At 71.8% G+C, this 22,298-nt stretch carries 18 protein-coding genes; 4 read left to right on the top strand and 14 right to left on the bottom strand.

Translation table 11 applies throughout. The features are described from left to right. Positions 1-4: 4 nt before the first annotated feature. From AB3X52_RS00405 to AB3X52_RS00420, 4 genes are all read right to left on the bottom strand, one after another. Entirely contained in the window at positions 5-508 is a 504-nt protein-coding gene (locus AB3X52_RS00405; RefSeq protein WP_367990645.1) for a hypothetical protein, read from the bottom strand. A gap of 119 nt (positions 509-627) precedes the next feature. Continuing rightward, positions 628-1,452, bottom strand: a complete 825-nt coding sequence (locus AB3X52_RS00410; RefSeq protein ID WP_367990647.1) for a nucleotidyl transferase AbiEii/AbiGii toxin family protein — start codon at positions 1,450-1,452, stop codon at positions 628-630. Beyond that, positions 1,449-1,991: a type IV toxin-antitoxin system AbiEi family antitoxin domain-containing protein gene (locus AB3X52_RS00415; RefSeq protein WP_367990649.1), complete on the bottom strand. Its 543-nt coding sequence runs from the start codon at positions 1,989-1,991 to the stop codon at positions 1,449-1,451. The genes AB3X52_RS00410 and AB3X52_RS00415 overlap by 4 nt, the downstream gene beginning before the upstream one ends. Before the next feature lie 40 nt (positions 1,992-2,031). Further along, positions 2,032-2,604, bottom strand: coding sequence for a hypothetical protein (locus AB3X52_RS00420; protein WP_367990651.1), 573 nt, complete (start codon positions 2,602-2,604; stop codon positions 2,032-2,034). Positions 2,605-2,665: 61 nt separating this feature from the next. Here AB3X52_RS00420 and AB3X52_RS00425 point away from each other — a divergent pair, with 61 nt between their 5' ends. Next, positions 2,666-3,283 carry a tyrosine-type recombinase/integrase gene (locus AB3X52_RS00425; protein WP_367990653.1) on the top strand — a complete coding sequence of 206 codons (618 nt, stop codon included), beginning with the start codon at positions 2,666-2,668 and terminating at the stop codon, positions 3,281-3,283. Between the two features lie 27 nt (positions 3,284-3,310). On the opposite strand, the gene AB3X52_RS00430 is transcribed toward AB3X52_RS00425, so the two are convergent. Beyond that, complete coding sequence (locus AB3X52_RS00430; RefSeq protein WP_367990655.1) at positions 3,311-4,258, bottom strand: 1,4-dihydroxy-2-naphthoyl-CoA synthase; 948 nt, start codon at positions 4,256-4,258, stop codon at positions 3,311-3,313. Between the two features lie 123 nt (positions 4,259-4,381). Between AB3X52_RS00430 and AB3X52_RS00435 the strand changes: the two genes are divergently transcribed. After that, positions 4,382-4,843: a nitroreductase family deazaflavin-dependent oxidoreductase gene (locus AB3X52_RS00435; protein ID WP_367990657.1), complete on the top strand. Its 462-nt coding sequence runs from the start codon at positions 4,382-4,384 to the stop codon at positions 4,841-4,843. A 122-nt stretch (positions 4,844-4,965) separates the two neighbouring features. Further along, positions 4,966-5,574, top strand: coding sequence for an ACT domain-containing protein (locus AB3X52_RS00440; protein WP_367990659.1), 609 nt, complete (start codon positions 4,966-4,968; stop codon positions 5,572-5,574). 83 nt (positions 5,575-5,657) lie between these two features. On the opposite strand, the gene recD is transcribed toward AB3X52_RS00440, so the two are convergent. The 9 genes from recD to AB3X52_RS00485 all read right to left on the bottom strand — a co-directional run bounded on the left by recD (position 5,658) and on the right by AB3X52_RS00485 (position 21,733). Beyond that, positions 5,658-7,442, bottom strand: coding sequence for an exodeoxyribonuclease V subunit alpha (gene recD / locus AB3X52_RS00445; RefSeq protein WP_367990661.1), 1,785 nt, complete (start codon positions 7,440-7,442; stop codon positions 5,658-5,660). Further along, on the bottom strand, positions 7,439-10,768 hold the full coding sequence (locus AB3X52_RS00450) for a UvrD-helicase domain-containing protein (protein ID WP_367990663.1): 3,330 nt from the start codon (positions 10,766-10,768) through the stop codon (positions 7,439-7,441). The genes recD and AB3X52_RS00450 overlap by 4 nt, the downstream gene beginning before the upstream one ends. Position 10,769: 1 nt before the next feature. Next, positions 10,770-14,135, bottom strand: a complete 3,366-nt coding sequence (recC, locus tag AB3X52_RS00455) for an exodeoxyribonuclease V subunit gamma (protein ID WP_367990665.1) — start codon at positions 14,133-14,135, stop codon at positions 10,770-10,772. A 98-nt stretch (positions 14,136-14,233) separates the two neighbouring features. Then, positions 14,234-15,406 (bottom strand): PQQ-dependent sugar dehydrogenase, encoded by a 1,173-nt coding sequence (locus AB3X52_RS00460; RefSeq protein WP_367990667.1) that lies wholly within the window; start codon positions 15,404-15,406, stop codon positions 14,234-14,236. Between the two features lie 60 nt (positions 15,407-15,466). Beyond that, positions 15,467-15,979, bottom strand: a complete 513-nt coding sequence (locus AB3X52_RS00465; protein WP_367990669.1) for a PGPGW domain-containing protein — start codon at positions 15,977-15,979, stop codon at positions 15,467-15,469. Positions 15,980-16,038: 59 nt separating this feature from the next. After that, positions 16,039-17,028 (bottom strand): TerC family protein, encoded by a 990-nt coding sequence (locus AB3X52_RS00470; protein ID WP_367990671.1) that lies wholly within the window; start codon positions 17,026-17,028, stop codon positions 16,039-16,041. Between the two features lie 185 nt (positions 17,029-17,213). Continuing rightward, positions 17,214-18,584: an LLM class flavin-dependent oxidoreductase gene (locus AB3X52_RS00475; protein WP_367990673.1), complete on the bottom strand. Its 1,371-nt coding sequence runs from the start codon at positions 18,582-18,584 to the stop codon at positions 17,214-17,216. 349 nt (positions 18,585-18,933) lie between these two features. Next, the gene (locus AB3X52_RS00480) at positions 18,934-19,740 is read right to left on the bottom strand and encodes a PHP domain-containing protein (RefSeq protein ID WP_367990675.1); all 807 of its coding nucleotides are present in this window, start codon (positions 19,738-19,740) and stop codon (positions 18,934-18,936) included. A gap of 148 nt (positions 19,741-19,888) precedes the next feature. Continuing rightward, positions 19,889-21,733, bottom strand: coding sequence for a phosphoenolpyruvate carboxykinase (GTP) (locus tag AB3X52_RS00485; protein WP_367990677.1), 1,845 nt, complete (start codon positions 21,731-21,733; stop codon positions 19,889-19,891). A gap of 149 nt (positions 21,734-21,882) precedes the next feature. Here AB3X52_RS00485 and AB3X52_RS00490 point away from each other — a divergent pair, with 149 nt between their 5' ends. Further along, on the top strand, positions 21,883-22,218 hold the full coding sequence (locus tag AB3X52_RS00490) for an ArsR/SmtB family transcription factor (RefSeq protein ID WP_367990679.1): 336 nt from the start codon (positions 21,883-21,885) through the stop codon (positions 22,216-22,218). Positions 22,219-22,298: the final 80 nt, after the last annotated feature.

The following is a 22,298-nucleotide window of genomic DNA, read 5'->3' on the forward strand; positions in this document are numbered from 1 at the left end:
TTCGTTAGCCCCGATTCCGCGTGCGGTTGCCGTCGGCGTCGACCATCTCGCCGGTCTCCGAGTCGTAGATCGGCTCGCCCAGTGCCTCGGCATGTTTGCGCAGCGTTCCCTCGCGTTCGGCCTTCTCGCCGCCTTCCATGATCATGAGCGAGTCCGGCACGTCCTCGCGCTGGTTCGAGTTGCGGAAGACGCCCAGCGGGGTGCTGCACTCATTGAGCCACGGCATGAGGAACCCGACGATGAAGTTCGTCATCAGCTCCTCTGCGTCGTGGTCGAAGCCACCAACCTCGTTGCGGTGCTTCTCGACGTCCAGGTACAGGTGTCGCGGCTTTCCGGGGAACTCGCGGGCGCACTTCGAGACCATCTGGAGCAGCCGCTCGGCCGTGTCGTCGAAGCCCTCGTCGGCCAGCATTTCGTGGTAAATCGCCACACCCCTGCCAGACTCGGCCTGCTTGTCCTGCTCAGCGCGCTTCGCCGGGTTTCCGCTACGGCCCTTCTTGTTCACCATCTAGGTCTTCCCCTCTTCGGAGCCGCGCCTCGGCTGCACCCCAACGATAGCGCATGCGCAGCGCATGCGCAGCGCATGCGCAGGATCCAACCCGTTGAGGCGATGACCCAACTCAGGGGCTACGCGCTCGCGATTCGCTTGACGAAGCCGTTGACCCAATCGAGCGCGGCGTCGATATCGCCCACGACATCGACGTCCTCGGTCGCCGCCTGGTACAAGGTGGCCCACCCGGCGCCGCCCGCGATGACCGGGGGCCAAGCCTGCTGACGCCGATATTCGAAGAGCCGCTCGCACGTCGCTCGGATCTGGCGCAGGTCGAGATCCTCGCCTCGCTCCAGCAGTTGCAGATCGACAAGGTCGCGCACGCGTTCGCTTCCAGGCTCCGAGACGGCGTGGAGCTTCTGTGCAACCTGGTGGTCCGCGCGCATCACAGGCACTGGCCTAGGTGCTTCGAGCCCGACCTCGGTGAACAACTGCGCGAGGTCGTCGGCGAGCTGGTACTCCGGCTCGTCGGCGTCGCCGATCTCGTTGTGCCCGAGCTCGAACTTCACGGTGCACCACGGTCGGCCGCGGTAGTCGAGTTTCACCTCGAAGGGCTGCATGACGTATGCCGCGGGCACGCCTGTCGGACGAGGTGCGGCCTTCTCGATGAGTCGCCCGGTGAAGCCGGCCCATCCAGCAGCAAGCGAATCCTCGAAGTCGCTACGAAACCTGGCCAGCGGCTGGACCCTTGCGGCGTCAAGGTCCTGGGTGAACCTTGTTCCGCGGCCGTACCGCAGAGCCATCGCGCTCCCGCCCTTGATCGCTCCCTCGGGAAGCATCTGGCCGACGACGACCAACGCCATGCCGATCCGCCTCCGAAGGGCGAACTGTTCGCTGCCTTCCAGGTTGCGGATGCGCTGCTCCAACGACCGGACACTGGTCGGCGCGCTGCCGTAGCTCACGACCGGAGTTCCTTCCTGACCTGGCGCCACTCCTTGGTGGCCATCAGGCCCTCCTTCCGCGCTTCCTCGGTCGCATCCAACAAGCGGCTCCGCTCGATGCGACCGCGGCACTCGAGGATCGCGTCAGCGAGGCGCTGCGACCGCAGACCTTCATACACCGTCGTGTCGACACGGTCCTTGACCAAGGTCAGCTCGATGAACGGCGGTAGCTTCGGCCGAGTGCGCCTCCGGACGGCGACCCTGATCCGCCGCGGATTCACGTCGGCAAGTCCGAACAGGGCCAGCACCGAGTCGCCGTGCAGGTACGACTCGTCTCCCGCACGCATGAGTGCCTCAGCGAACTGGACGAATCGTCCAGCAGGTCCGTCCGTCAGCCGGTACAGGCCGTAAGCGACGTTCTCCAGGCCGCCCCTTGCGGCAAGTTTCGGAAGTTCGACGGCCGGCACTCCCGCTTCCGCGGCCTGCTTGGTGGTGATGTATCCGTACTGATCGAGCGCGATCTCGCGCACGATGTCCCGGTACTTCGCCTCGGCTGTCATGTCACAACTATACCGAAAACGGTAGTGTTGTGACACACGTTTACATCGGGCCGATGGCGGACTGTCTGCCCACCGCCCAGGCTCTCCATTTGGGGGCGCCAACCTGCGACTCCCGCTGCGCCTCGACACTGAGTCGCTCGTCGCGTGCATAGAGAGCGTCCCACTGGCGGACATCGTCGGCGATGAACGTCTCGATGGGAATCTTGCGCTCGTCGGCATCGAGCACCGCAAGGTCATCGAACGTGACCGCGCCCTCGATGCAAAATCCCTCGGTCTCGCCATCCGTCTCGACGCCGCACTCGTTGAACCAGTAGAACGAGTGCGCGCCGCCGTCTGCTCGAACCGAGATGCGGAGACTCGGCTCGGTCGGCCAATCACTGGTCAGCGAAGGATCGTCGAAGAAGCGCCAGCCGTAGATCGAGCCGCCCCACGCCAGCGACTCGAAGAAGTCCTCTACTGCCGCCTCGTCAGCCAGCGGGATGGCTGGCTGGGCCGCCGCCTGCGCACCAACCGGATCACGTCGCAACAGGAACCGGAGTTCGGCAGGCCGCGTGAGCCGCATGATCCGGCGACCGTCCTTCATGAGCGTGCCGGACCCCGGAAGCGCGATCACGTGGAGCAGGACATCGACGTGCCTGCCGGCTGGGTCCAGCCGGATCCCGACCACCGACGAGATGGCGAAGCTGCTCGCCCACCCCGACCAGGACAAGCCGGTGTCCACCAGGAAGGGGTTCCGCGCCTACGTGGCCCTCTGCGCCCTGGCAGGCCTTCGAAAGGGAGAGGCAGCCGGCGTCCAGGTTGGTGACATCGACTTCCTCCGACGCAGCCTGCGAGTGCAGCGACAGATCCAACGGGACAGATCCAGCTTCAAGGTGGTGCCGCCGAAGTACGGCTCCGAGCGGACCGTCTACCCACCCGACGAGCTGGTGCTCATCCTGAGCCAGCACATCAAAGAGCACACCCCTGAGGGCGAGCCGGACCGCTGGATGTTCACCGTTGGAGACGGACCGCTCTACGACAACGCCATCACCTGGCGCTGGCGAGCCACCCGGGATGCTGCCGGGCTCTCAACCAGGTTGCACGACCTGCGGCACTTCTTCGCCTCCGGTCTGATCGCCTCCGGCTGTGACGTCGTGGCGGTGCAGACCGCGATGGGCCACGCCTCGGCCACCACGACGTTGAACACCTACTCCCACCTGTGGCCCACAGCCGAGGACCGGACCCGCGGAGCAGCCTCCGTGCTGGCGAAGGCTGTTCTTGGGGACTCCCTGAGGACTGAGCAGGCCAACTAGTGCTCTGACCTGCGCAAACAGGTCTGATTAGTAGTACCAAGGGTACGGCGACCAGTCCGGCTCCCGCTTCTGAAGGAACTGGTCGCGGCCCTCCTGCGCCTCGTCGGTCATGTAGGCCAGCCGGGTGGTCTCGCCGGCGAAGAGCTGCTGCCCGACGAGACCGTCGTCGAGGAGATTGAAGGCGTACTTCAGCATGCGCTGCGCCGTCGGGCTCTTGCCGTTGATCTTGCGCCCCCAGTCGAGCGCGACCGCCTCCAGCTCTGCGTGAGGGACGGCCTTGTTGACGGTGCCCATCCGGACGCCGTCCTCGGCGGAGTATTCGTCGGCGAGGAAGAAGATCTCGCGGGCAAACTTCTGACCTACCTGGCGCGCCAGGTAGGCGCTGCCGTAGCCACCGTCGAAGCTGCCGACGTCGGCATCGGTCTGCTTGAAGCGGGCGTGCTCGAGGCTGGCGAGGGTGAGGTCCGCGACGACGTGGAGACTGTGGCCGCCGCCGGCCGCCCAGCCCGGCACCACACAGATGACGACCTTCGGCATGAACCGGATCAGTCGCTGACACTCGAGGATGTGCAGCCGGGCGAGCTTGGCCTTGTCGATGACCGAGGGCTCCTCCGCACCGGTCCGGCCGGCGGCGTACGCCTCGGTCGCCTCGTACTGGTAGCCGGCCTTGCCGCGGATCCGCTGGTCGCCACCGGTGCAGAACGAGTGCTTGCCGTTCTTCGGCGAGGGCCCGTTGCCGGTGAGGAGGACGCAGCCGACGTCGGCGCTCGTGCGCGCGTGCTCGAGCACACGGAGCAGCTCGTCGACGGTGTGCGGGCGGAACGCGTTGAGCACGTCGGGGCGGTCGAACGCGATCCGGACCGTGCCGTGGGCCTTCGCGCGGTGGTAGGTCAGGTCGGTGAGGTCCTCGAAGCCGGGGACGGCGTCCCAGGCGTCGGGATCGAACGTGTCGGAGACTCCCTCGATGGCGCTCATGGCCCGTGAGGCTATCGGGCGGCGTACCACCGCGGGTCCTCAGACGCGTCGGGCACGTCTGAGGACCCGCGGTCGGGCCCGGAGGACGGAATACCTCACCGTCGATCGGGCATTGGACCTCACATGGCTGATCTTCTCGAAGGCGAGTACGTCGAAAGCTCCGCGCAGTGGGTCCGCGACCAGGTGGCGCTCTACGAGCGCACCGGCGGCAAGGAGGGCTGGCACCTTCTTGACCGCGAGGACTGGCCGATCGTCGTCATCACTTCGAAGGGCGCTAAGTCCGGCAAGCTTCGCAAGAACCCGGTGATGCGCGTCGAGCACGAGGGGAAGTACCTCGCCGTCGCGTCGAAGGGGGGCGCCCCGGAGAACCCGGTCTGGTATGCCAACTTCCTCGCGAACCCGGTCGTCCAGCTCCAGGACGGGCCGGAGCCGAGGCTCTACAAGGCCCGCGAGATCTCCGGCCGTGAGTACGACGAGTGGTGGGAGCGGGCGGTCGCGGTCTACGAGCCGTACGCCGAGTACAAGCCGCGCGCGGAGGCGGCGGGCCGCACGATCCCCATGTTCGTGCTCGAGCCGCTCGACTGACATCCGACAGCGCCCGCCACGGGTCGAGGCAGTCCTCGGCGGCCCCGACCCGCGGCGACGCGGTGCCGCCCAGGAAATGACAGAGTCACGATCTGGTCACGGAGCGGCGCTAAGGTCGGGGGATGCCCTACCTGCTGCGCGTCGAGCTGCCCGACGTCCCCGGTTCGCTCGGGCGTCTCGCCTCCGCCATCGGTGAGTCCGGGGGCGACATCGAAGCCATCGAGATCGTCGAGAAGAACCACGGCGACTCCGCCGTCGACGACGTACTCCTCGAGACCACGCCCGGCACGATGCCGGACTCGATCGTCTCCGCCTGCAACCAGCTCGACGGGGTTCGGGTCATCTGGATCAGCAGGTACGCCGCCGGCGGCAACCTCTTCCTCGACCTCGAGGCCGTCGAGGACCTCACGGAGCGACCCGACGAGGCGCTCGACCGGCTCGTCGACGTGCTCCCCCTGACGTTCCGTGCCGACTGGGCCGTCCGGGTCCACCGCGTTCACGGCGCCGGCCGACGCACCGAGGGCGCGCCCGACGACCTGCCGTTCATGGAGATCGAGCGACCCTGCCGGATCGACGTCGAGGGCGACGAGGAGAACCTCTACGCCGGAGCCCGCATCGACGGCAACGAGATCGTCATCATCAGCCGACGCGGCGGCCCGGAGTTCCTCGACTCCGAGCTCGCCCGGCTCGGTCACCTCGTCTCACTCGCCACCTCCATCGCGCGTCCCTGACGACCACAACCCGCAACTCGACCCGCCACAACCCGCGACTCGAACCGCCACAACCCACGACTCGACCCGCCACAACCCACGACTCAACCGCGTCGGGTCAGGCGGGGCCGCAGGCCGGTCGCGCGGAGGGCGCGGCGGGTGACAGCAGCGGCGACCGAGGCAGGTGTGCCGACGACGCGGACGCGCTCCTGGGCGCGCGTGACGGCGGTGTAGAACAGCTCGCGGGTCAGCAGCGGCGAGTCGTCGGGCGGGAGCAGGACGGTGACCGCCCGCGCCTGACTGCCCTGGCTCTTGTGGACCGTCATGGCGTGGAGCGTCTCGATGTCGCCGAGCCGGGACGGCGCGAACGACGGCAGCGCCGCGCCGGCGATCACCACGCGCAGCTGGTCGCCCTGCTGGACGACCACGCCCGTGTCGCCGTTGAACAGGCCGAGGCCGTAGTCGTTGGCGGTGACGAGGACCGGCCGCCCGGCGTACCACTCATGGCCCCAGGCCGCCCCGATCGGGGCACCGGTGGCCTCGCCGAGCCAGCGCTCGACCTGGCGGTTCCAGTGCTGGATACCCCACGGGCCGTCCCGGTGGGCGCAGAGCAGGCGGTGCTCGTCCGCCAGGCGTACGACGGCGGCCGGGTCGCCCGTGAGCGCGGCCGCCCGGAGCGCGACCGCGTGACCGGCCAGGTCGGTCTGGAGCCGCGCCATGCCGGCGACATCCTCCGGGTCGACGAGCTCGAGCGCGGGGTCGCCGGAGCCGAGCAGGGTGAGCGCGCGGTCGGCGTCGCCGTCCCGGAGCGCCTCGGCGAGCGCGCCGATGGCGCCGCCGAAGCGGTGGGTGGTGCGGAGGGCGGCCACCGTGCCGGGCTCCCGCGCCGCGAGGCCCCCGACGAGGTCGGAGAGGACCGCGCCGGCCTCGACCGAGGCGAGCTGGTCGGGGTCGCCGACGAGGATCAGCCGGGTCTGTGGCCGCACGGCCTCCACCAGTCTCGCCATCATCGTCAGCGAGACCATCGAGGTCTCGTCGACGACGATCACGTCGTGGGGCAGCTTGTTGCCGCGGTGGTGCTTGAAGCGGGTGGACGACCCGGGCCGCCAGCCCAGGAGGCGGTGGAGCGTGGCGGCCGTCAGGCCGCCGAGTCGGGCCCGGTCGGTCGCCGTGAAGCGGTCGGCCAGCTGGGCCTCCTCGACGGCCTCCTGGAGACGCGCCGCGGCCTTCCCCGTCGGCGCGGTGAGTCCGATCCGCAGCCCGCGACCGTCGGGGTTGCTCGCCGCCTGCTCGGCCAGCAGCGCCAGCAGACCCGCGACGGTCGTCGTCTTGCCGGTCCCCGGGCCGCCGGTGAGCACCGTCGTCCACTGGCGGGCGGCCGCGAGCGCGGCGGCCCGTTGCTCGGCGTACCCCTCACCGGGGAAGAGCCGCTCCGCGCTCGCCACGAGCGCGGCGTCGTCGACGTCCGGCGGGACCGCCCCGAGGCGCGCGACCAGGTCGTCGCGGACCTGCCCCTCCTCGCGCCAGTAGCGGTCGAGGTAGAGCAGTCCGCTCTCCACCTGGACGACGGAGTGCTCGCGCAGAGGGCTGCCGGTGACCGCGTCGAGCCAGCCGTCGGCGTCGGGCCACGGCAGATCGGCATCGGCCGCATCGGCGCCGATCTCGCGCAGGTCGACACAGACCGACCCCTGCCGGGCGGCACGGACCGCGAGCGCCACCGCGAGCCGGACGGCCTCGTCGGTCTCCCCGACCAGCTCGGCCGTCCGGGCGGCGACGTGGACATCGGCCGCGGTCAGGACACCGGCCGCGTTGAAGGTCCTCAGCAGGCCGGTCGCCGTCGTGGCGATCCGCGCGTCGGCCGCGTCCTCGCTCTCCCACCGCTCGATCATCGGCCTACCTCCGCGCCGGCCGCATGCGCCGTCGCCTGCCCCGTCACGGCCCCGTCGAGCAGCTCGGAGAGCGCCGTGACCAGCGCGGCCGGCGGCTGCCACGAGAACACGCCGGTCGGGTGGCCGTCGACCACCGGCGTCGCAGGGCCGCACAGGCCGCGCAGGTAGAGGTAGAGCACGCCGCCGAGGTGGACCGCAGGGTCGTAGCCGGGCAGACGCCAGCGCAGGAAGCGGTGGACGACGACGGAGTAGAGCAGCGCCTGCAGCGGGTAGTGGGAGTGGAGCATCGCCTCGGTGAGCCGGTCCGGGGTGTAGTCGAGCGCGTCGGCTCCCAGGTGGTTGGTCTTGTAGTCGACCACGACGAAGCGCCCGTCCGGGAGCCGCAGCACGACGTCGACCGAGCCGGAGAGATAGCCGCGGAGCAGTTGGTCGCCGAGGGCCGGCTGCTCGAGCCGGTCGGCATACGGCGCGAGCGGGTCGCCCTCCGGGAGGTGGGCCCGCAGGAGCGGCGCGAGGTCGCGCAGGCGTACGTCGGGCGCCCCGGGGCCGCGCAGGTCGCCGCCGGCGAGCGGCAGCTCGAAGTCGAGCTCACGGAGCCGGTCGCGCAGCGGCACGTCGGCGAGGGTCAGCCCACCGGTGAGCGGACCGAGCGGCGTGCGGTTGAGCGGCAGCAGCCCGTCGGCGAGGGTCTCGGGCTCCGCCTGGACCGGCCACCAGCGCAGCTGCTCGCGAATGCGGGCGAGGAGCTCCTCGCGCAGGTCCGGCGCGTCGGGGTCGGCATGCTCGAGCACGGCGTGGACGAGCGACCCGAACGTCGCTCCGGCCGGCAGGTCGGCCATCGGCGAGACGACCACCTCCCCCGACGGCGGGGCCGCGACCTCCTCGGCCACGGGCGACACATCCTCGTCGTCCTTGCCGGCCTCCTCCGGCTCACTGGTCACGCCCGGGGCCGCCTCCTCGACCCGGATCAGGCCGGAGTAGGACGTCCGACGCCACGCCGTGTCGACCACGCGGTCGAACGAACGCACCTCCAGGGTCACGCCATCGTCGGGCACCGCCGTCGTGGCGACGGACACGACCTCGGAGACCTCGGCCACCGGCCCGCCGAGCTCCTCGACCGTGGCCAGGACTCGGGCGGCGTACTCGTCGTCCTTGACCTCCTGCTGGTCGGGCACCTCGGCCGTGCCCGGCCGCCGTCCGAAGAGCATGCGGTGGAGGCCGCCGCACTCGGTGTTGCGGGTCGGTGCCCACCACGCCACCACCTGGGACTGGGCGCGGGTCAGCGCGACGTAGAGCTTGCGCAGCTCCTCGCCGAGCTCCTCGGCGATGTGGCGGGCGGCGTGGTCGGCCCACGGACCACCGCTGCCGCTGACGTCGAGGGTCCGTCGGCCGTCGTCGTGGAACCGGGCCGTGTCGGGGGTGCGGACGAAGTTGTCGTAGGCGAAGGGGAGGTAGACGACGGGGTACTGCAGCCCCTTGCTGCCGTGGATCGTCACGATCTGCACCGCCGCGGCGTCGGAGTCGAGCCGGCGCGGCCGCTCGCTGGCCGCCGTCCGTCGTCGCTCCTCGCGGAACCACGCCAGCAGGGCGGTGAGCCCGAGCGACTCACGCACGCTGACCTCGTGGAGGAGCTGCCCGAGGTGGCGCACGTCGGTCAACAGCCGCTCGCCGTCGCTCCTGCCGAGGACACGACTGGTGAGCCCACGCTCCTCCGCGGCCTCCACCAGCGCGGCCACACCGCGGCCGCGGAGCAGCAGCGCCCAGCCACGCAGGGTGTCGGCGACGCGCGCGGTGAGCGCCTCGCCCTGAGCGTCGAGCTCGGCGGCCGTCGCGCCGAAGAAGCAGGTGAGGGCCGCGGCCCGGACTAGGCCCGAGCGGTGGGGCGACTCCATCGCCTCGAGCAGCGTCAGCCACTGGTCGCCCGCGGGCGTCTGGAACACGTCGCCCCCGCCGGCCATCACCGCGGGCACGCCACGCGCCCCGAGCTCGCGCTGGACCATCAGCCCGTGGTCACGCTGCCCGACGATCACCGCCACCTGGCCGGCCTCCAGGGGGGCGTCGCACCAGGTGGCGCCGGAGCCCAGCAGCGCGGCGATGTCGGCCGCGCAGTCGCGGGCGATGTGGGCACGCGCGTCGCCAGCGCTGATCTGGCGGCCCCTGGTGAGCCGGAAGCCGTCGCGGGCAACCCGGCGCAACCGGAACGGCGCCGGGTGCGGCGCCCCGGTGAGGCGGGTGCCCGGATGGTGGGCCTCGACGTCACGGACGACGATGTCGGGATCGCCGAGCGCCGCCCCGCGGAGCAGGACCAGCAGCCGCTCGACGAGGTCGCGGTCGCTGCGCCAGTTGGTGCCGAGCGTGGCCTGCGTGTGCGCGGTCCGGGCGGCGGCGAGGTAGGTGGCCACGTCACCACCGCGGAAACCATAGATCGCCTGCTTCGGGTCACCGATGAGCACCATGTCGGCGTGGCCGCCGAAGGCACGCTCCAGCACCTGCCACTGCACCGGATCGGTGTCCTGGAACTCGTCGACCAGCACGATGCGCCAGCGCTGCCGCATCCGCGCTCGCGCCGGGGCGTCGGGGTCCTCGAGCGCGTCGGCGAGGCGGCCGAGCAGGTCGTCGTAGGAGAGGATCCCGAGCCGCCGCTTGCGCCGCTCGACCTCTGCCCGCGCCGCGGTGGCGAAGGCCACCCGTGCGCCCGCGCCCGGATCGGCGGGATCGGCGTCGGCGAGGCGGGCGCGCGGGTCCTCCACCGCGGTCCGGGCCAGGGCGAGTGCCGACGCGCGGTCGAACGGCGGCTTCTCCCGCTCCCTCCCGAACTGCGCGAGGTAGAGGTCGTCGACGACCTCCACCACCAGCTCGTCGAGCGACTCCACCAGCTCGGCCCCCGCATCGGTGTCGCCCGCCACCCCGAGCGACCGCAGCACGAGCTGGCAGAACTGGTGGGTCGTCGCGATCGTCGCCGCGTCGAACGCCGCCAGCGCGTCGCGCAGCCGCCGCCGGCGTACGACGACCTCGGCCCGCTCCACGTCGAGCAGCTGCGCCAGCACGTCGCTGTCCGTGACGGGCTCGCGCCCGGCCTCCACCGCCGCGAACGCCCGCTCCGCCTCGACGAGATGGGCCCGGACGCGGTCGCGGAGCTCCTGGCTCGCCGCACGGCCGAACGTGATGACGAGCATCTCGTCGAGTGCGGCGACGCCCTCCGCGACGTAGCGGGTCACCAGCGCGCCGATGGTGAACGTCTTGCCGGTCCCGGCCGACGCCTCGAGGAGGGTCGTCCCGGTCGGCAGCGACCCGCAGACGTCGAACGGCTTCATCTCTCGCGCCATGTCACCAGCTCCCCTGCTCGGCAGTGAGGAGCGGGGCCCAGAGCCGCAGCGCAAGCGCGCCGAAACGGGTCGTCTCCCCCGGGAAGTCCTCCCCCGCTCCGGGCGGCGTGTCGAGCCCCGGCAGCGCCGCCTTGGCGCCCCACGCCGCGACCTGCTCGACGTCGGAGCACTCGCCCGGGAACCGGCCGTCACGCCACTCCCAGCCGACCTTCTCCAACGCATGCTCGACCGTGGCGCGGGTGCGCCGCTGGCGGGCATAGACCAGCGAGCTCTTCAGCGGCAGCGGGAGCGGCGCGGTCAGACCCGTCTCGCGCATGGCAACCAGGTCACGCAGCACGTCGCGCGCGGTGTGGTCGAGCGGACCGAGCTGGCTCAGAGAGTAAGGCGTGCGGGACCGGCTGTTGGTCGGGCGGCCGACGGTGAAGGCCGACCAGGCGCGGTCCTCGTCGGACGCGGCCAGAGCGAGGAGCTGGATCCACGACTGCAGCCGGTGGGTGGCCCCGAGGCGGCTGTAGGTCACCGGGACGAGCCGGTCGCCGTAGACCTGCGGGACGGTGCCCCGCAGGCGCCGGCCGTCGCCCAGGTCGACGTCGACGTCGACCGCACCGACGGGACGGGTCCGCAGCCGGGCGGCCTCCTCGGCGATGGGCGTCGCGCGGCCGACGACGTCGTGGAGGAGACGCCAACCCAGCCAGCCCGGTGGGAGGACGCCACGGCGCCACTCCTGCTGACGGGCGTGCTCGGGCGCGAGGCCGCGGAGCAGGTCGTGGAGGACCCGGTCGCCCACCGACCACTGCGCGAGGTTGTCGATCTCGACCGGCAGCCCGTCGGAGAGCGGCTCCTCCTCACGCGGCAGGGCGAGGTCGAGCCGGTCGCGGAAGAAGCCGCGGACCGGCGACCTGAAGAACGCGAGGAGGTCCTCGAGGGAGACGTCACCCGGGGCCGGCGGCGGCAGGGGCTCGGCCAGGAGGACCGGCGGCGTCACGCGTGGACCGTCGGCGGCCCGGGCGCCGGCCAGGGCGGCGCGGTCGAAGGTGAACGGCCGGCCGGGCACGAGCGCGCCCGTCGTCAGGTTGCGTCGGTCGAAGGGCTGGAGCGGATGGCGCACGGTGACCGCCGCGGAGACGGTCGTCCCCTCCGGCGCGCTGGCCGTCACGTCGAGGGAGTCCAGCAGCTCGCCGAGCGGCACCGCCGGCGGCCGCGGCTGGCCGGAGAACTCGTTCGCGCCGGTGTAGGTGACCACCAGCGTCTCGGTCGCCGCGAGGATCGCGTCGAGGAAGAGCTGACGGTCCTCACTGCGCAGGTCGCGCTCGCCGGTCACGGGGTCACGCGCGAGCACGTCGTCGCCGTCGGTGATCCCGACGCGCGGGAAGACCCCGTCGTCCAGCCCGAGGAGGCACACGACCCGGTGCGGCACCGACCGCATGGGCACGAGCGTGGCGACCGTGAGCGTGCCGGTGCGGAAGTTGGCGCGCGTCGGACGGCCGGCCAGGCGGTCGCCGAGCATCGCGCGCACGTCGGGCAGCCGGAGCTCCCCGACCGTCCGTCCGTCGCTCGCCTCGCGGACCGCGCCGAGCTCGCGCTGGACCTGGCCGGCCTGCCACGCGTCGCTCGCCGACACGGACGTGAGCGCGCCGATCCCGTCCTCGAGCACGCTCAGCCAGTGCTCGAGCGGATGCGCGCCGACGAGCCGGTCGGTGACGTCACGGAGGCGGTGGACGAGCTCGGTCAGCCGCCCCACGAGCTCGACCTCGCCGCTGCCGACGTCGTCGAGCGGCAGCGTCTTGTCGAGCCAGGTCGCGGTGTCCTCCGACATCGCGACCCCCGAGAGAAGCCGGTCGAGGCCGAACTGCCAGGTGTTGGCGACGTAGTCCGCGAGCCCGAAGTCGGCCCGGTGCGCCGCGTCGAACCCCCAGCGGATCCCCGCCTCCCGGGCCCAGTCGGTGAGCTGCTGGAGATCGTCGTCGCGAAATCCGAACCGGCGACGGACCGGGTCGAGGTGGGCGAGGTCGAGGACGTCCCCGACGCCGGCACGCCCGCCGGCGAGGTCGAGCAGCCGGGTGGCCACCGCCAGCAGCGGGTTGGTGCGGTCGAGCGCGCGGTCGGCCAGCCGGACGCGGAGCCGGTGCGCCGGGTGGCCGCCCTCCCCGACCACCTCACCGAGACCGAAGCCGGCCTCGATCAGCGGCGCGTAGGTCTCGATGTCGGGACACATCACCAGGACGTCGCGCGGCTCGAGCGTGGGATCGTCGTCGAGCAGCCCGAGCAGCACCTCACGCAGCACCTCGACCTGACGCGCCGGACCGTGGCACGCGTGGACTTGGACCGAGCGGTCCTTCGGGTCCAGCGGCCGCGTCACCGCGTCGCCGGTCGCGTTGGCGCGCAGGTCCTCCTGGAGCCAGCGCAGGAGCGAGAGCGGCGCCTCGCCCGGTGGCGCCTGGGGCTCGGCGACGGTGGCCTCGACCACCGGCAACACCGCGAGCGAGCGCTGGAGCTCCCGGGTGTCGCGCCCGAGGGTGGCGAGGAGCGGATGAGCGACGAGGTCGTGGGAGCGGTCGTCGGCCCGGGCGACGGGGCCGCCAAGGCCCGCGAGCGCCTCCCACAGCGCCGTGGAGGGGTGCGGCAACCAGAGGTGGACCTCGCGCTGCTCCCCGAGGGCACCGAGGAGCTCGATCTCGGTCGACGGCAGACGGGTGTGACCGAAGAGGGAGAGCCGGGCCGGCAGGTCGAACGACTCCGGCGCCTCACGCAGCGCCGCGAGCGTCGCGTCCTGCCGCTCCGGAGGCGGTGGCGCGTCGACCCGCTCCGCCAGCGCGCGCCACAGCGGCGGCTGCCACGCGAGGTCGTGGGCCAGGGCGCGGCCGAGCCCGTCGGTCGAGCCGCCCGCGGCCCAGTCGCGGACGAGGGCCGGCCGCTGGGCGGCGTACGACGCGAACAGCCGCGCCAGGCGACGCGCGAGCGCGAAGCGGCGACCGCGCCGCAGGTCGCCCTCCTCGCCGGGCAGGCCGTGCCCGAGGTGGGCCGCGAGCGGCGTCGCCCATGGCTCGTCGACCGCGGCGTCGAGGGCGCTGAGCAGCGGCCACACCAGCGCGTCGGGCGACCAGGGGTCCTCCTCACGCGTCCCCGTGACCTCGGCGAAGAGCGACCACGGGGTCCGGAAGTCGACCCCCGCGCAGACCCCGTCACCTCGCCCGGGCGCGGCGCCGAGCCGGTGGGACAGCCGCTGGGAGAGCCAGCGCTCCACCCCCTTGGCCGGCACCACCACCACCTCGGTCGCGAAAGGGTCGGGCAGCGGCGCGCCGAGCAGCTCGCCGAGGGCGTCGGCGAGCAGGTCGGTGCGCGGCGCGCGGTGGAGGTGGACGGGCACAGGCCCGAACCTAGCGTCCGCCACCGACAAGGAGACGGCCCCGTCCCCAGGGCCGCCCCCCCCGACCCGGCTTGCGCCCGACGCGGCCCGCGCCCGGCTCAGAGCGTGACGCGGAAGATCCGGTCGTCCCCCGAGCGCGGCGTGGCGCGACCGTCGCGGTTCGAGGTGCCGACCCACAGCGAGCCGTCCGGAGCCGCGGCCGCGAGCCGCAGCCGGCCGTGACCGTGGAGGTGGCGCGCGGTGGCGCCGGTGGCGAGGTCGACCGACCAGACGCACTGGCCCTGCAGGGCGCCGAGCCAGGCCCGGCCGCGCGCGATCGCGATCCCGGAGGGCGAGCAGTCGCTCGTGGGCCACTGGGCGAGCGGGTCGCGGTAGCCACCCTTGCCGTCGCTGCCCTCCACCTCCGGCCAGCCGTAGTTTCCGCCCTTCACGATGCGGTTCAGCTCGTCGTACTCGTGGTCCCCGAACTCGCTCGCCCACAGCTGGTCGCCGTCGAGCGCGAGCCCCTCCACGTTGCGGTGGCCGTAGGACCACACCTCGTTCCCGAACGGATTCCCGTCCGGGACGCCGCCGGTGTCGGTGATCCGCAGGATCTTCCCGTTCAGGGAGGCCTTGTCCTGGGCCGAGTCGCGGTCCTCCGCGTCACCGGTCGAGACGTAGAGATGACCGTCGGGCGCGAAGCGCAGCCCGCCGCCGTTGTGGTGCAGCGACGTGTGGATGCCGGTGAGCACCTCCTGCGGTGCCCCCAGCCGGAGCCCACCGCGCTGCGTCAGCCTCATCCGCACGACCCGGTTGTCCTGCCCCGTCGAGTGGTAGGCGTAGAGCCAGGGCTCGTCGGGATAGCCCGGATGCAGCGCGAGCCCGAGCAGGCCGCCCTCGCCGCCGATGTCGACCGTGGTCACGACGCCGGGGACCTTCCCGACGACGGTCGTACGACGCCCGCCGACCCGCACGATCTCGAAGCTGTCGCGGCAGGAGACGAGCGCGCTGCCGTCGGGCAGGAAGGCGATCCCCCACGGCACGTCCAGGCCGGTCGCGAGCGTCTCCGCGATCCGGGGCCGGGGTGGCGCCGAGGGAGACGACGAGGGCGACGGCGACGAGGCGCTCGAGGAGCGTTCCGGCGACGGGCTCGACGGCGACGCGGACGACCCACCGGCGGAGGCGGTCGCCGACGGCGTACGGCTGGAGGGCTCGCCACCGCCGCACGCGACGAGCCCGGCGAGCGGTGCGACGGCCGCCGCGCGGAGCAGGACCCGCCGGTCGAGGGGCATAGCCCTCACGGTAGCCCCGACGCGAAGGACCCCAACGGGCATCACGGGCATCCTGCGGCGTCAGTCGTGCGCCTGGTCGTACTCCTCCTCGTCGTCGTCCGCCGCCCGGATCTCCCGGTCGAGCTCGCGGACCGCGTCGGGCTTCTTGTGGAAGCGGCGGTAGGAGTAGACGATGAGCGCGAGCGCGATGAGCGCGGACAGGATCAGCGTGACGCCGGTCCAACGGCCGCCGAGCAGCCAGTAGGCCTTCTCGACCGGCCACCACTCCGGCGCCGGCGGCTGCACGGACCAGAGCACGCCGAAGCCGCCGATGACGAGCGCGCACACGACGGACAGCACGATCCGCGGCCAGGTCTCCACGCTCTCCGCGGCGCCTCGCAGGGCGCGCAGGCGCACCGGTTCGACGCGCCGCTCGGCCCAGGCATACTGCTGCGAGAGCAGGGCCAGGCCCGCGAAGATCATCAGCAGTCCAGGGCCCGGCAGAACCAGCGCGGCGATCCCCGCCACGACCAGCAGCCAGCCGAGCGTCTCGAGCACCAGCCGCTTGAGCGCGGCTCCGGCGGGAAGCTTCATGGTGACGAGACTGCCATTCCCGGGCGGCCGGGAAACATGGTCCGGGGCGATCGAGCCGGCTACTGACGGGTAAGCCGACGCGATCGTCTGGGACCACCTCCCGGCTCGCCGGCGGGGTCTCCCTCACCATCGTCGACGCCCGCTGCCCCGAGGCGGTCCGCCCTCCGGGTCGCCAGCAGGCTGGTCAGGACCGTGGCCGCGAGGATCCCGACGATGATCGCGAGCGAGAGGATCGTCGGAACGGCGGGGACGTCCGGCCACTGCTCGTGCGCCCAGTGCAGCCCGAGCTTCACGCCGATGACGACGAGGATCGCGGCCAGTCCGTAGCCGAGGTGCACGAGCCGGGCGAGCGCCCCGCGCAGCACGAAGTAGAGCGCCCGCAGGCCCAGCAGGGCGAACGCGTTGGTCACGAAGACGAGGTAGGGGTCGCCGGTGATGCCGTAGACCGCCGGCACGGAGTCGATCGCGAACACCACGTCGGTCGCGAGCACCGCCACCACGACCACCGCGAACGGGCTCAGGCCCGCCCGACGGGCGAGCCGCACGACCCGCATCCGGTCCGGATCCGGGCCGTGCCCGACCCCGCGCACCGTGTCGCGCAGAAGCCGGAGCCCGGTGAGGACCAGCACCGCGCCGAAGAGGAGGAAGACGACGTCGTACGCCGCCAACGCGGCCGCCCCGAGGACGATGAGGACGCCGCGGAGCACGAGCGCGCCGGCGATGCCGTAGAGCAGCACCTTCTGCTGCCGGTCGCTCGGGACGGCGAACGCCGCGAGCAGCAGCATGAACACGAAGAGGTTGTCGATGCTGAGCGTCTTCTCGACGAGGTAGCCGGCGTAGAACTCCGTCCCGGTCGCGGAGCCATGGGCCAACCACAGCCAGCCGCCGAAGAGCGCGGGCAGGGCGAGGTAGACGCCCGTCCAGCCGAGCGCCTCCCGCATCGTGACCTCGTGCGGCCGGCGGGTGAGCGCGAGGTCGAGCACGAGCAGCGCCACCACGCCGCCGATGGTGAGCGCCCACAGCGTGGGCGAGGCGAACGAGTCGAGCATCCGGGGTCCCCTCAGACGATGGTGTCTGAGGTCTCCCCCACCTGCGCCGACGAGGCGGCGAGGCGTCCTCCGGGACGGCCACCGGGCCGTCGTCCTGACCGGAGGAGCTTGACGAGGTACTCCCCTCACCCAGCAGGCTACGGGGGCCGGTCAAGGCCGACCGCAGCCTGCCGGCCGCGGATCGCTCAGGCGCTCACGCCCCTGACCGCATCGCCCCGCGGGAGGTCGAACTGGTTGGCCGGCCGCGGCAGCCCGTAGCGGTCGCGCAGGGTGCTGCCCTCGTAGTCCGTGCGGAACCGACCACGCTCCTGCAGGATCGGGACGACCTTGTCGACGAAGGCCTCCAAGCCGGACGGCAGGACCGCCGGCATGATGTTGAAGCCGTCGGCGGCACCATGGTCGAACCACTCCTCGATCGCGTCGGCGACCTGCACCGGCGTCCCGGTGAACGTGCGGTGGCCACGACCGCCGCCGAGGCGGGCGATGAGCTGTCGGACGGTCAGCCGCTCGCGGCGGGCCAGCTCGACGACGAGTGTGTAGCGGCTCTTCGCTCCCTCGATCTCGTCCTCGGTCGGCAGGTCGGCCGGGAGCTGCTCGTCCAGCACGAGGGCGTCGGGATGGACGCGGAGGGTCTTGGCGAGCTGGAGGCGGGCGTACTCGGGGTTGATGAGCCGCTCGAGCCGCTCCTCGAGCTCGCGGGCCTCGGCCTCGGTGTCGCCGATGACGGGGACGATGCCCGGCAGGATCTTGATGGTCTCGGGGTCGCGGCCGAGCGCGGCGGTGCGCGCCTTGAGGTCGGTGTAGAACGCCTGCGCCTCCTCGAGCGTCTGCTGGGCGGTGAAGACGGCCTCGGCCCAGCGGGCGGCGAACGCCTTGCCGTCCTCCGAGGAGCCCGCCTGGACGAGGAGCGGCCAGCCCTGCGGCGTACGCGGGGAGTTCAGCGGGCCGTCGACGCGGAAGAAGCGGCCGCGGTGGTCGATCTTCCGAACCTTGTCGGCGAGCGTGTGGATGCCGTTCTCCTTGTCCCCGACCGTCGCGTCGTCGGCCCAGCTGTCCCAGAGCTTGGTGGCGACCTCGACGAACTCGTCGGCGCGCTCATAGCGCTCCTTGTGGAGCGGCACGTCATCGAGCCCGAAGTTGCGGGCGGCGTCGGCGCCGGCGGTCGTGACGATGTTCCAGCCGGCGCGTCCCCCGGACACGATGTCGAGGGAGGCGAACCGGCGGGCGAGGTTGAAGGGCTCGTTGTACGACGTCGACGCGGTCGCGATCAGGCCGATGTGCTCGGTCGCGCCGGCGAGGGCGGTGAGGAGGACGGTGGGCTCGATCTTGCCCGGGGGCCGCCGGCCGGGGTCGGTCTGCAGCACCGGACTGTCGGCGAGGAAGAGCGAGTCCAGCTTCCCGCGCTCGGCGATCCGGGCGAGGTTCTTGAAGTGCTCCACGTCCCAGACGGCGGCGGGATCGGCGTCCGGGAGCCGCCAGGCGGCTTCGTGGTGGCCGACGTCCCAGAGGAAGGCGTTGAGGTGGAGCGGCCGGGGGTTGGGTGTCGCGGTGGTCATCAGGACTCCTGTCGCGGTCGGTTGGACTAACTAATGTAAGTCACTCGACTTTAAACACTAGTGGGTTCCAGGTGCCGGACGCGCGCTCCGGACCGCGTGTCGGCACGAGGCGTGGAGCGTGGGCCCATGAGCTACGTCCCCGCCGCGACCCGCGACGACTCGATGACCTATCGCTGCGCCGGCGCGCTCGCCGTCCTGGGCCTCGCCGACGAGGAGCCGGCCCTCATCGACGAGCACGCCGTCGCCGCGTCCGCCCAGGGGCGGCATCGACCTGTGGAAGACGGCCCGCGCCGAGGGCGACGACGCCGGGCTGCGGATCTGACGCCCGGACCGTCCCCCCTTCGCGTCGCTATGCGCGGCGCCAGAAGTCCAGCGGGTCGCGCCCGGGCCGGAAGCCGGCGGCGGAGGCGACCGCGACCGCCTCGCGGAACCCGTGGGCGAGCGCCTCGGGACGGTGGGCGTCGCTGGCGAAGCTGACCGCGTCGCCGCCGACCTCTCGCCACCAGTCGAGAACGAGCGGGTGGAGCGGCACCCGGGTGTTGAACTCGAGGACGCGGCCGGTGCCCGCGAGGGTGCGCAGGACGTGGCGGTACTCCTCCTCGCACTCGCGCGGGTCGAAGAGCGCCTTGTCCGACCGGCCGCCCGACGACGGCGTCGGGGTGAGCGGCCAGCGGCGGGCGGGATAGTCGATGTGGGCGAGCACCTGGAAGCCGTCGAAGGCCGTGATGAGCTTCTCGATCTCGGCGAGGTAGTCGCGGAGCACCTGCGCGCGCGGCTGGGTGTCGTAGAGCACCGCCATGTCCGGGTGGCCCGGCAGCTCGGGGACGGAGTGGAGGGAGGCCAGGACCCGCTCGAAGCGCCCGCCGGCCAGCAGTGCCTCCGTGTCGGCGGGGTCCCAGTGGGCCTCGCCGATCTCCACGCCCGTGAGGATCCGCAGCGACGGGAAGAGGTCGCGGCAGCGATCGACGGCGGCGAGGTAGCCCTCGGCGTCGAACGGCCCCGACCGCGCGGTGTGGTCGACGTGCTCGGTGAACGCGATCGACGGCAGCCCCAGCGCGACCGCTCGCGCACACGTGGCCTCCATGTCGCCCTTGCGGGTGTCCCAGGACCACTCGGAGTGGACGTGGTTGTCGGCGGGGAGGCTCTCCTCGGGCACCCGCCCAACGTAGGCCACGGCCGTGGGCCGCCATCGTCCGGGGCACCTCGACAACCCGCGAGTGGCCGACCCTCTGCGCCGACTCGGCGGCGAAATGCAGCTCGAGTCGGCGTACATGTACGCCGACTCGAGCTGGTGGATCAGTGGCTCAGGCCTGAGCTGCCCTCTCGAGCGCCTCGGCGACGCGGCGGTGGGCCGCCCAGATCTCCTCGGGGAGACCGTCGAACTGCTTGAGGTGCTCCTCGCGGAACTCGATCTCCTGGCGCCAGCGCTCGACGTCGATGGAGAGGATCCGGTCGAGGTCCTCCTGCGGCAGGTCGAGACCGTCGAGGTTGAGCTCGTCCTGGGTCGGGATCACGCCGACCGCCGTCTCCTGGCCCTTGACCTCGCCCGCCTTGAACTGCAGCAGCCAGAGCAGCGCGCGGACGTTCTCGCGGTAGCCGGGCCACAGGAAGTGGCCGTCCTCCGGGTCGCGCTGGAACCAGTTGACGTGGGCGAAGATCGGCGGCTGGCTCGCGCGGCCGATGATGTGCAGCCAGTGCGCGGCGTACTCACCCTCGGAGTAGGCCATGAACGGCCGCATCGACATCGGGTCGTAGCGCAGCTGACCGTCGACGCCCTCGGCGGCGAAGGTCGCCTCGGCGCCGAGCGTCAGGCCGTCGTACACGCCCTCGGCGATGTCGGTGATGGCGCGGATCAGCGGCTCGCGGTCGCGGGTGCGGCCACCGAAGATGATCGCGTCGACCGGGACGCCGGCGGGGTTGTTGTAGTCCTCCGCGGCGTTCGGCACCATCGAGATCGGCGCCGTGAAGCGGCTGTTGGGGTGGGCCCAGGGCTCGTCGGCCTGCTCCGGGGTCCGATCGGCGATCGGGTTGCCCTTCCAGTCCAGCCAGCCGGTGACGTCCTCGGGCGGGTTCTTGGTCTTGCCCTCCCACCAGACGTCCTGCGTCTCGGGGTTGTAGGCGACGTTGGTGAAGATCGCGCCCGAGCCCGGCTTGATCGCCTCGACGGCGCCCGGGTTGGACGCCTCGTTGGTGTCCTTGGCGACGCCGAAGACGCCGTTCTCCGGGTTGAACGCCCAGATCCGGCCGTCGTCGCCGACCCACAGCCAGGCGATGTCGTCGCCGTAGAACTCGACGTAGTAGCGGTCGCCCAAGGCGTCGGGGGCGAGCGTCATCGACAGGTTGGTCTTGCCGGAGGCGGACGGGAAGCCGCCGACGACGTGGAACTTCTTGCCGGTCTGCTTGTCCGTGATCCCCAGGAGCAGGAACTGCTCGGCGAGGAACACCTCGGAGTCCTTGCCGTCGTAGCAGGCCTGGCGCAGGCCGTGGGCGATCTTGCCGAGGAGCGCGTTGCCGCCGTACGACGAGCCGAAGTGGAGGATCGTGCGCTGGTCGGCGACGGTGGCGAAGAGACGCTGGTCGTCGGGGGTGCCCTGACCGAGGTTGGGCAGGTCGCCGGTGACGTGGACGGCTCGGACGAAGCTGCTCTGGTCCTTGAGCTCGTTGATGTAGTCGACGCCGACGCGGGCCATCCGGATCATCTGCTGGACGACGGGGCGGCTGTCGGTGAGCTCCACGCCCGCGGCGTACGCCTCGAGCGGGCTGCCCTGCGGAGCCATGAGGTAGGGGATGACGTACATCGTCTTGCCCTTGGACGCGCCGCGCATGCGCTCGGTGAGCGTCGCGACGGTCTCCTCGGCGGGCTTCCAGTTGTTGTAGACGCCCTTGTCGCTCTCCTTGGAGGTCGCGACGACGGTGCGCTCCTCCGAGCGTGCGGTGTCCTTGAAGTAGGAGCGCGAGTAGTAACGGCCGCCGCTCACCGGGAGGAGCTCGCCCGCCTCGAGGGACTCCTGCAGGAGGCGCTCATCGTCCTCGGCGCTGACCACCTCGATGGCGTCGGCTCCGGTCACCTGTGCCCAGTACGCAACGAACTCGCGCACATGGGGGTTCTTGAGCCCCGCTTCGTCGAGGACCTGGTCCACGTCAACCATTCCGACACCCTTCGCTCGTCGATTGCAGGCACGTTACCGGACTTGAAGAAGTCTTCAAGTCATGTACCGTGCACCAAGACTGAGTCATTCCTCACGACTTGGGACAATTGATCGATCCAACTCTCATCCCAGGCCGAACAGGGGGTCCGATGCCCGGCAGCGTGCCGCTTTATGAGGCTAAGGCCGAGCTCTTCCGCACGTTGGGGCACCCCACCCGTATTCGCGTTCTGGAGCTTCTGCAGGACGGGCCCATGCAGGTCCGCGACCTGCTCGCCGAGCTCGACCTGGAGGCCTCCAACCTCTCCCAGCAGCTCGCCGTCCTGCGCCGCGCCGGCCTGGTGACATCTCACCGCGAGGGCTCCGGTGTGCTCTATGCGCTCAGCACCCCGCACCTCACCGCGCTCCTCGCCGCCGGCCGCTACATCCTCGCCGCCAAGCTGCACACCTCCGAGGAACTGCTCGCCGAGCTTCGGTCCGGCAGCTGAGGCCACGGGAATCGCCGACCTCTCGGCAGGAATCACCGACCTCTCGGTCTCGCGGGTCAGAAGTCGACCATCGTGCGTAA

This window comes from Nocardioides eburneus (genome assembly GCF_040838215.1).
Lineage (GTDB): Bacteria > Actinomycetota > Actinomycetes > Propionibacteriales > Nocardioidaceae > Nocardioides > Nocardioides eburneus.

Excerpts from the sequence above, each read along its gene's own strand:
- recD (WP_367990661.1), bottom strand. The coding sequence starts at position 7,442 with ATGATCGAGCGGTGGGAGAGCGAGGACGCGGCCGACGCGCGGATCGCC.
- AB3X52_RS00465 (WP_367990669.1), bottom strand. The coding sequence starts at position 15,979 with ATGAAGCTTCCCGCCGGAGCCGCGCTCAAGCGGCTGGTGCTCGAGACG.
- AB3X52_RS00490 (WP_367990679.1), top strand. The coding sequence starts at position 21,883 with ATGCCCGGCAGCGTGCCGCTTTATGAGGCTAAGGCCGAGCTCTTCCGC.
- AB3X52_RS00470 (WP_367990671.1), bottom strand. The coding sequence starts at position 17,028 with ATGCTCGACTCGTTCGCCTCGCCCACGCTGTGGGCGCTCACCATCGGC.
- AB3X52_RS00450 (WP_367990663.1), bottom strand. The coding sequence starts at position 10,768 with ATGGCGCGAGAGATGAAGCCGTTCGACGTCTGCGGGTCGCTGCCGACC.
- AB3X52_RS00435 (WP_367990657.1), top strand. The coding sequence starts at position 4,382 with ATGGCTGATCTTCTCGAAGGCGAGTACGTCGAAAGCTCCGCGCAGTGG.
- AB3X52_RS00440 (WP_367990659.1), top strand. The coding sequence starts at position 4,966 with ATGCCCTACCTGCTGCGCGTCGAGCTGCCCGACGTCCCCGGTTCGCTC.
- AB3X52_RS00430 (WP_367990655.1), bottom strand. The coding sequence starts at position 4,258 with ATGAGCGCCATCGAGGGAGTCTCCGACACGTTCGATCCCGACGCCTGG.
- AB3X52_RS00425 (WP_367990653.1), top strand. The coding sequence starts at position 2,666 with ATGGCGAAGCTGCTCGCCCACCCCGACCAGGACAAGCCGGTGTCCACC.
- AB3X52_RS00405 (WP_367990645.1), bottom strand. The coding sequence starts at position 508 with ATGGTGAACAAGAAGGGCCGTAGCGGAAACCCGGCGAAGCGCGCTGAG.
- AB3X52_RS00460 (WP_367990667.1), bottom strand. The coding sequence starts at position 15,406 with ATGCCCCTCGACCGGCGGGTCCTGCTCCGCGCGGCGGCCGTCGCACCG.
- AB3X52_RS00485 (WP_367990677.1), bottom strand. The coding sequence starts at position 21,733 with ATGGTTGACGTGGACCAGGTCCTCGACGAAGCGGGGCTCAAGAACCCC.
- AB3X52_RS00475 (WP_367990673.1), bottom strand. The coding sequence starts at position 18,584 with ATGACCACCGCGACACCCAACCCCCGGCCGCTCCACCTCAACGCCTTC.
- AB3X52_RS00415 (WP_367990649.1), bottom strand. The coding sequence starts at position 1,991 with ATGACAGCCGAGGCGAAGTACCGGGACATCGTGCGCGAGATCGCGCTC.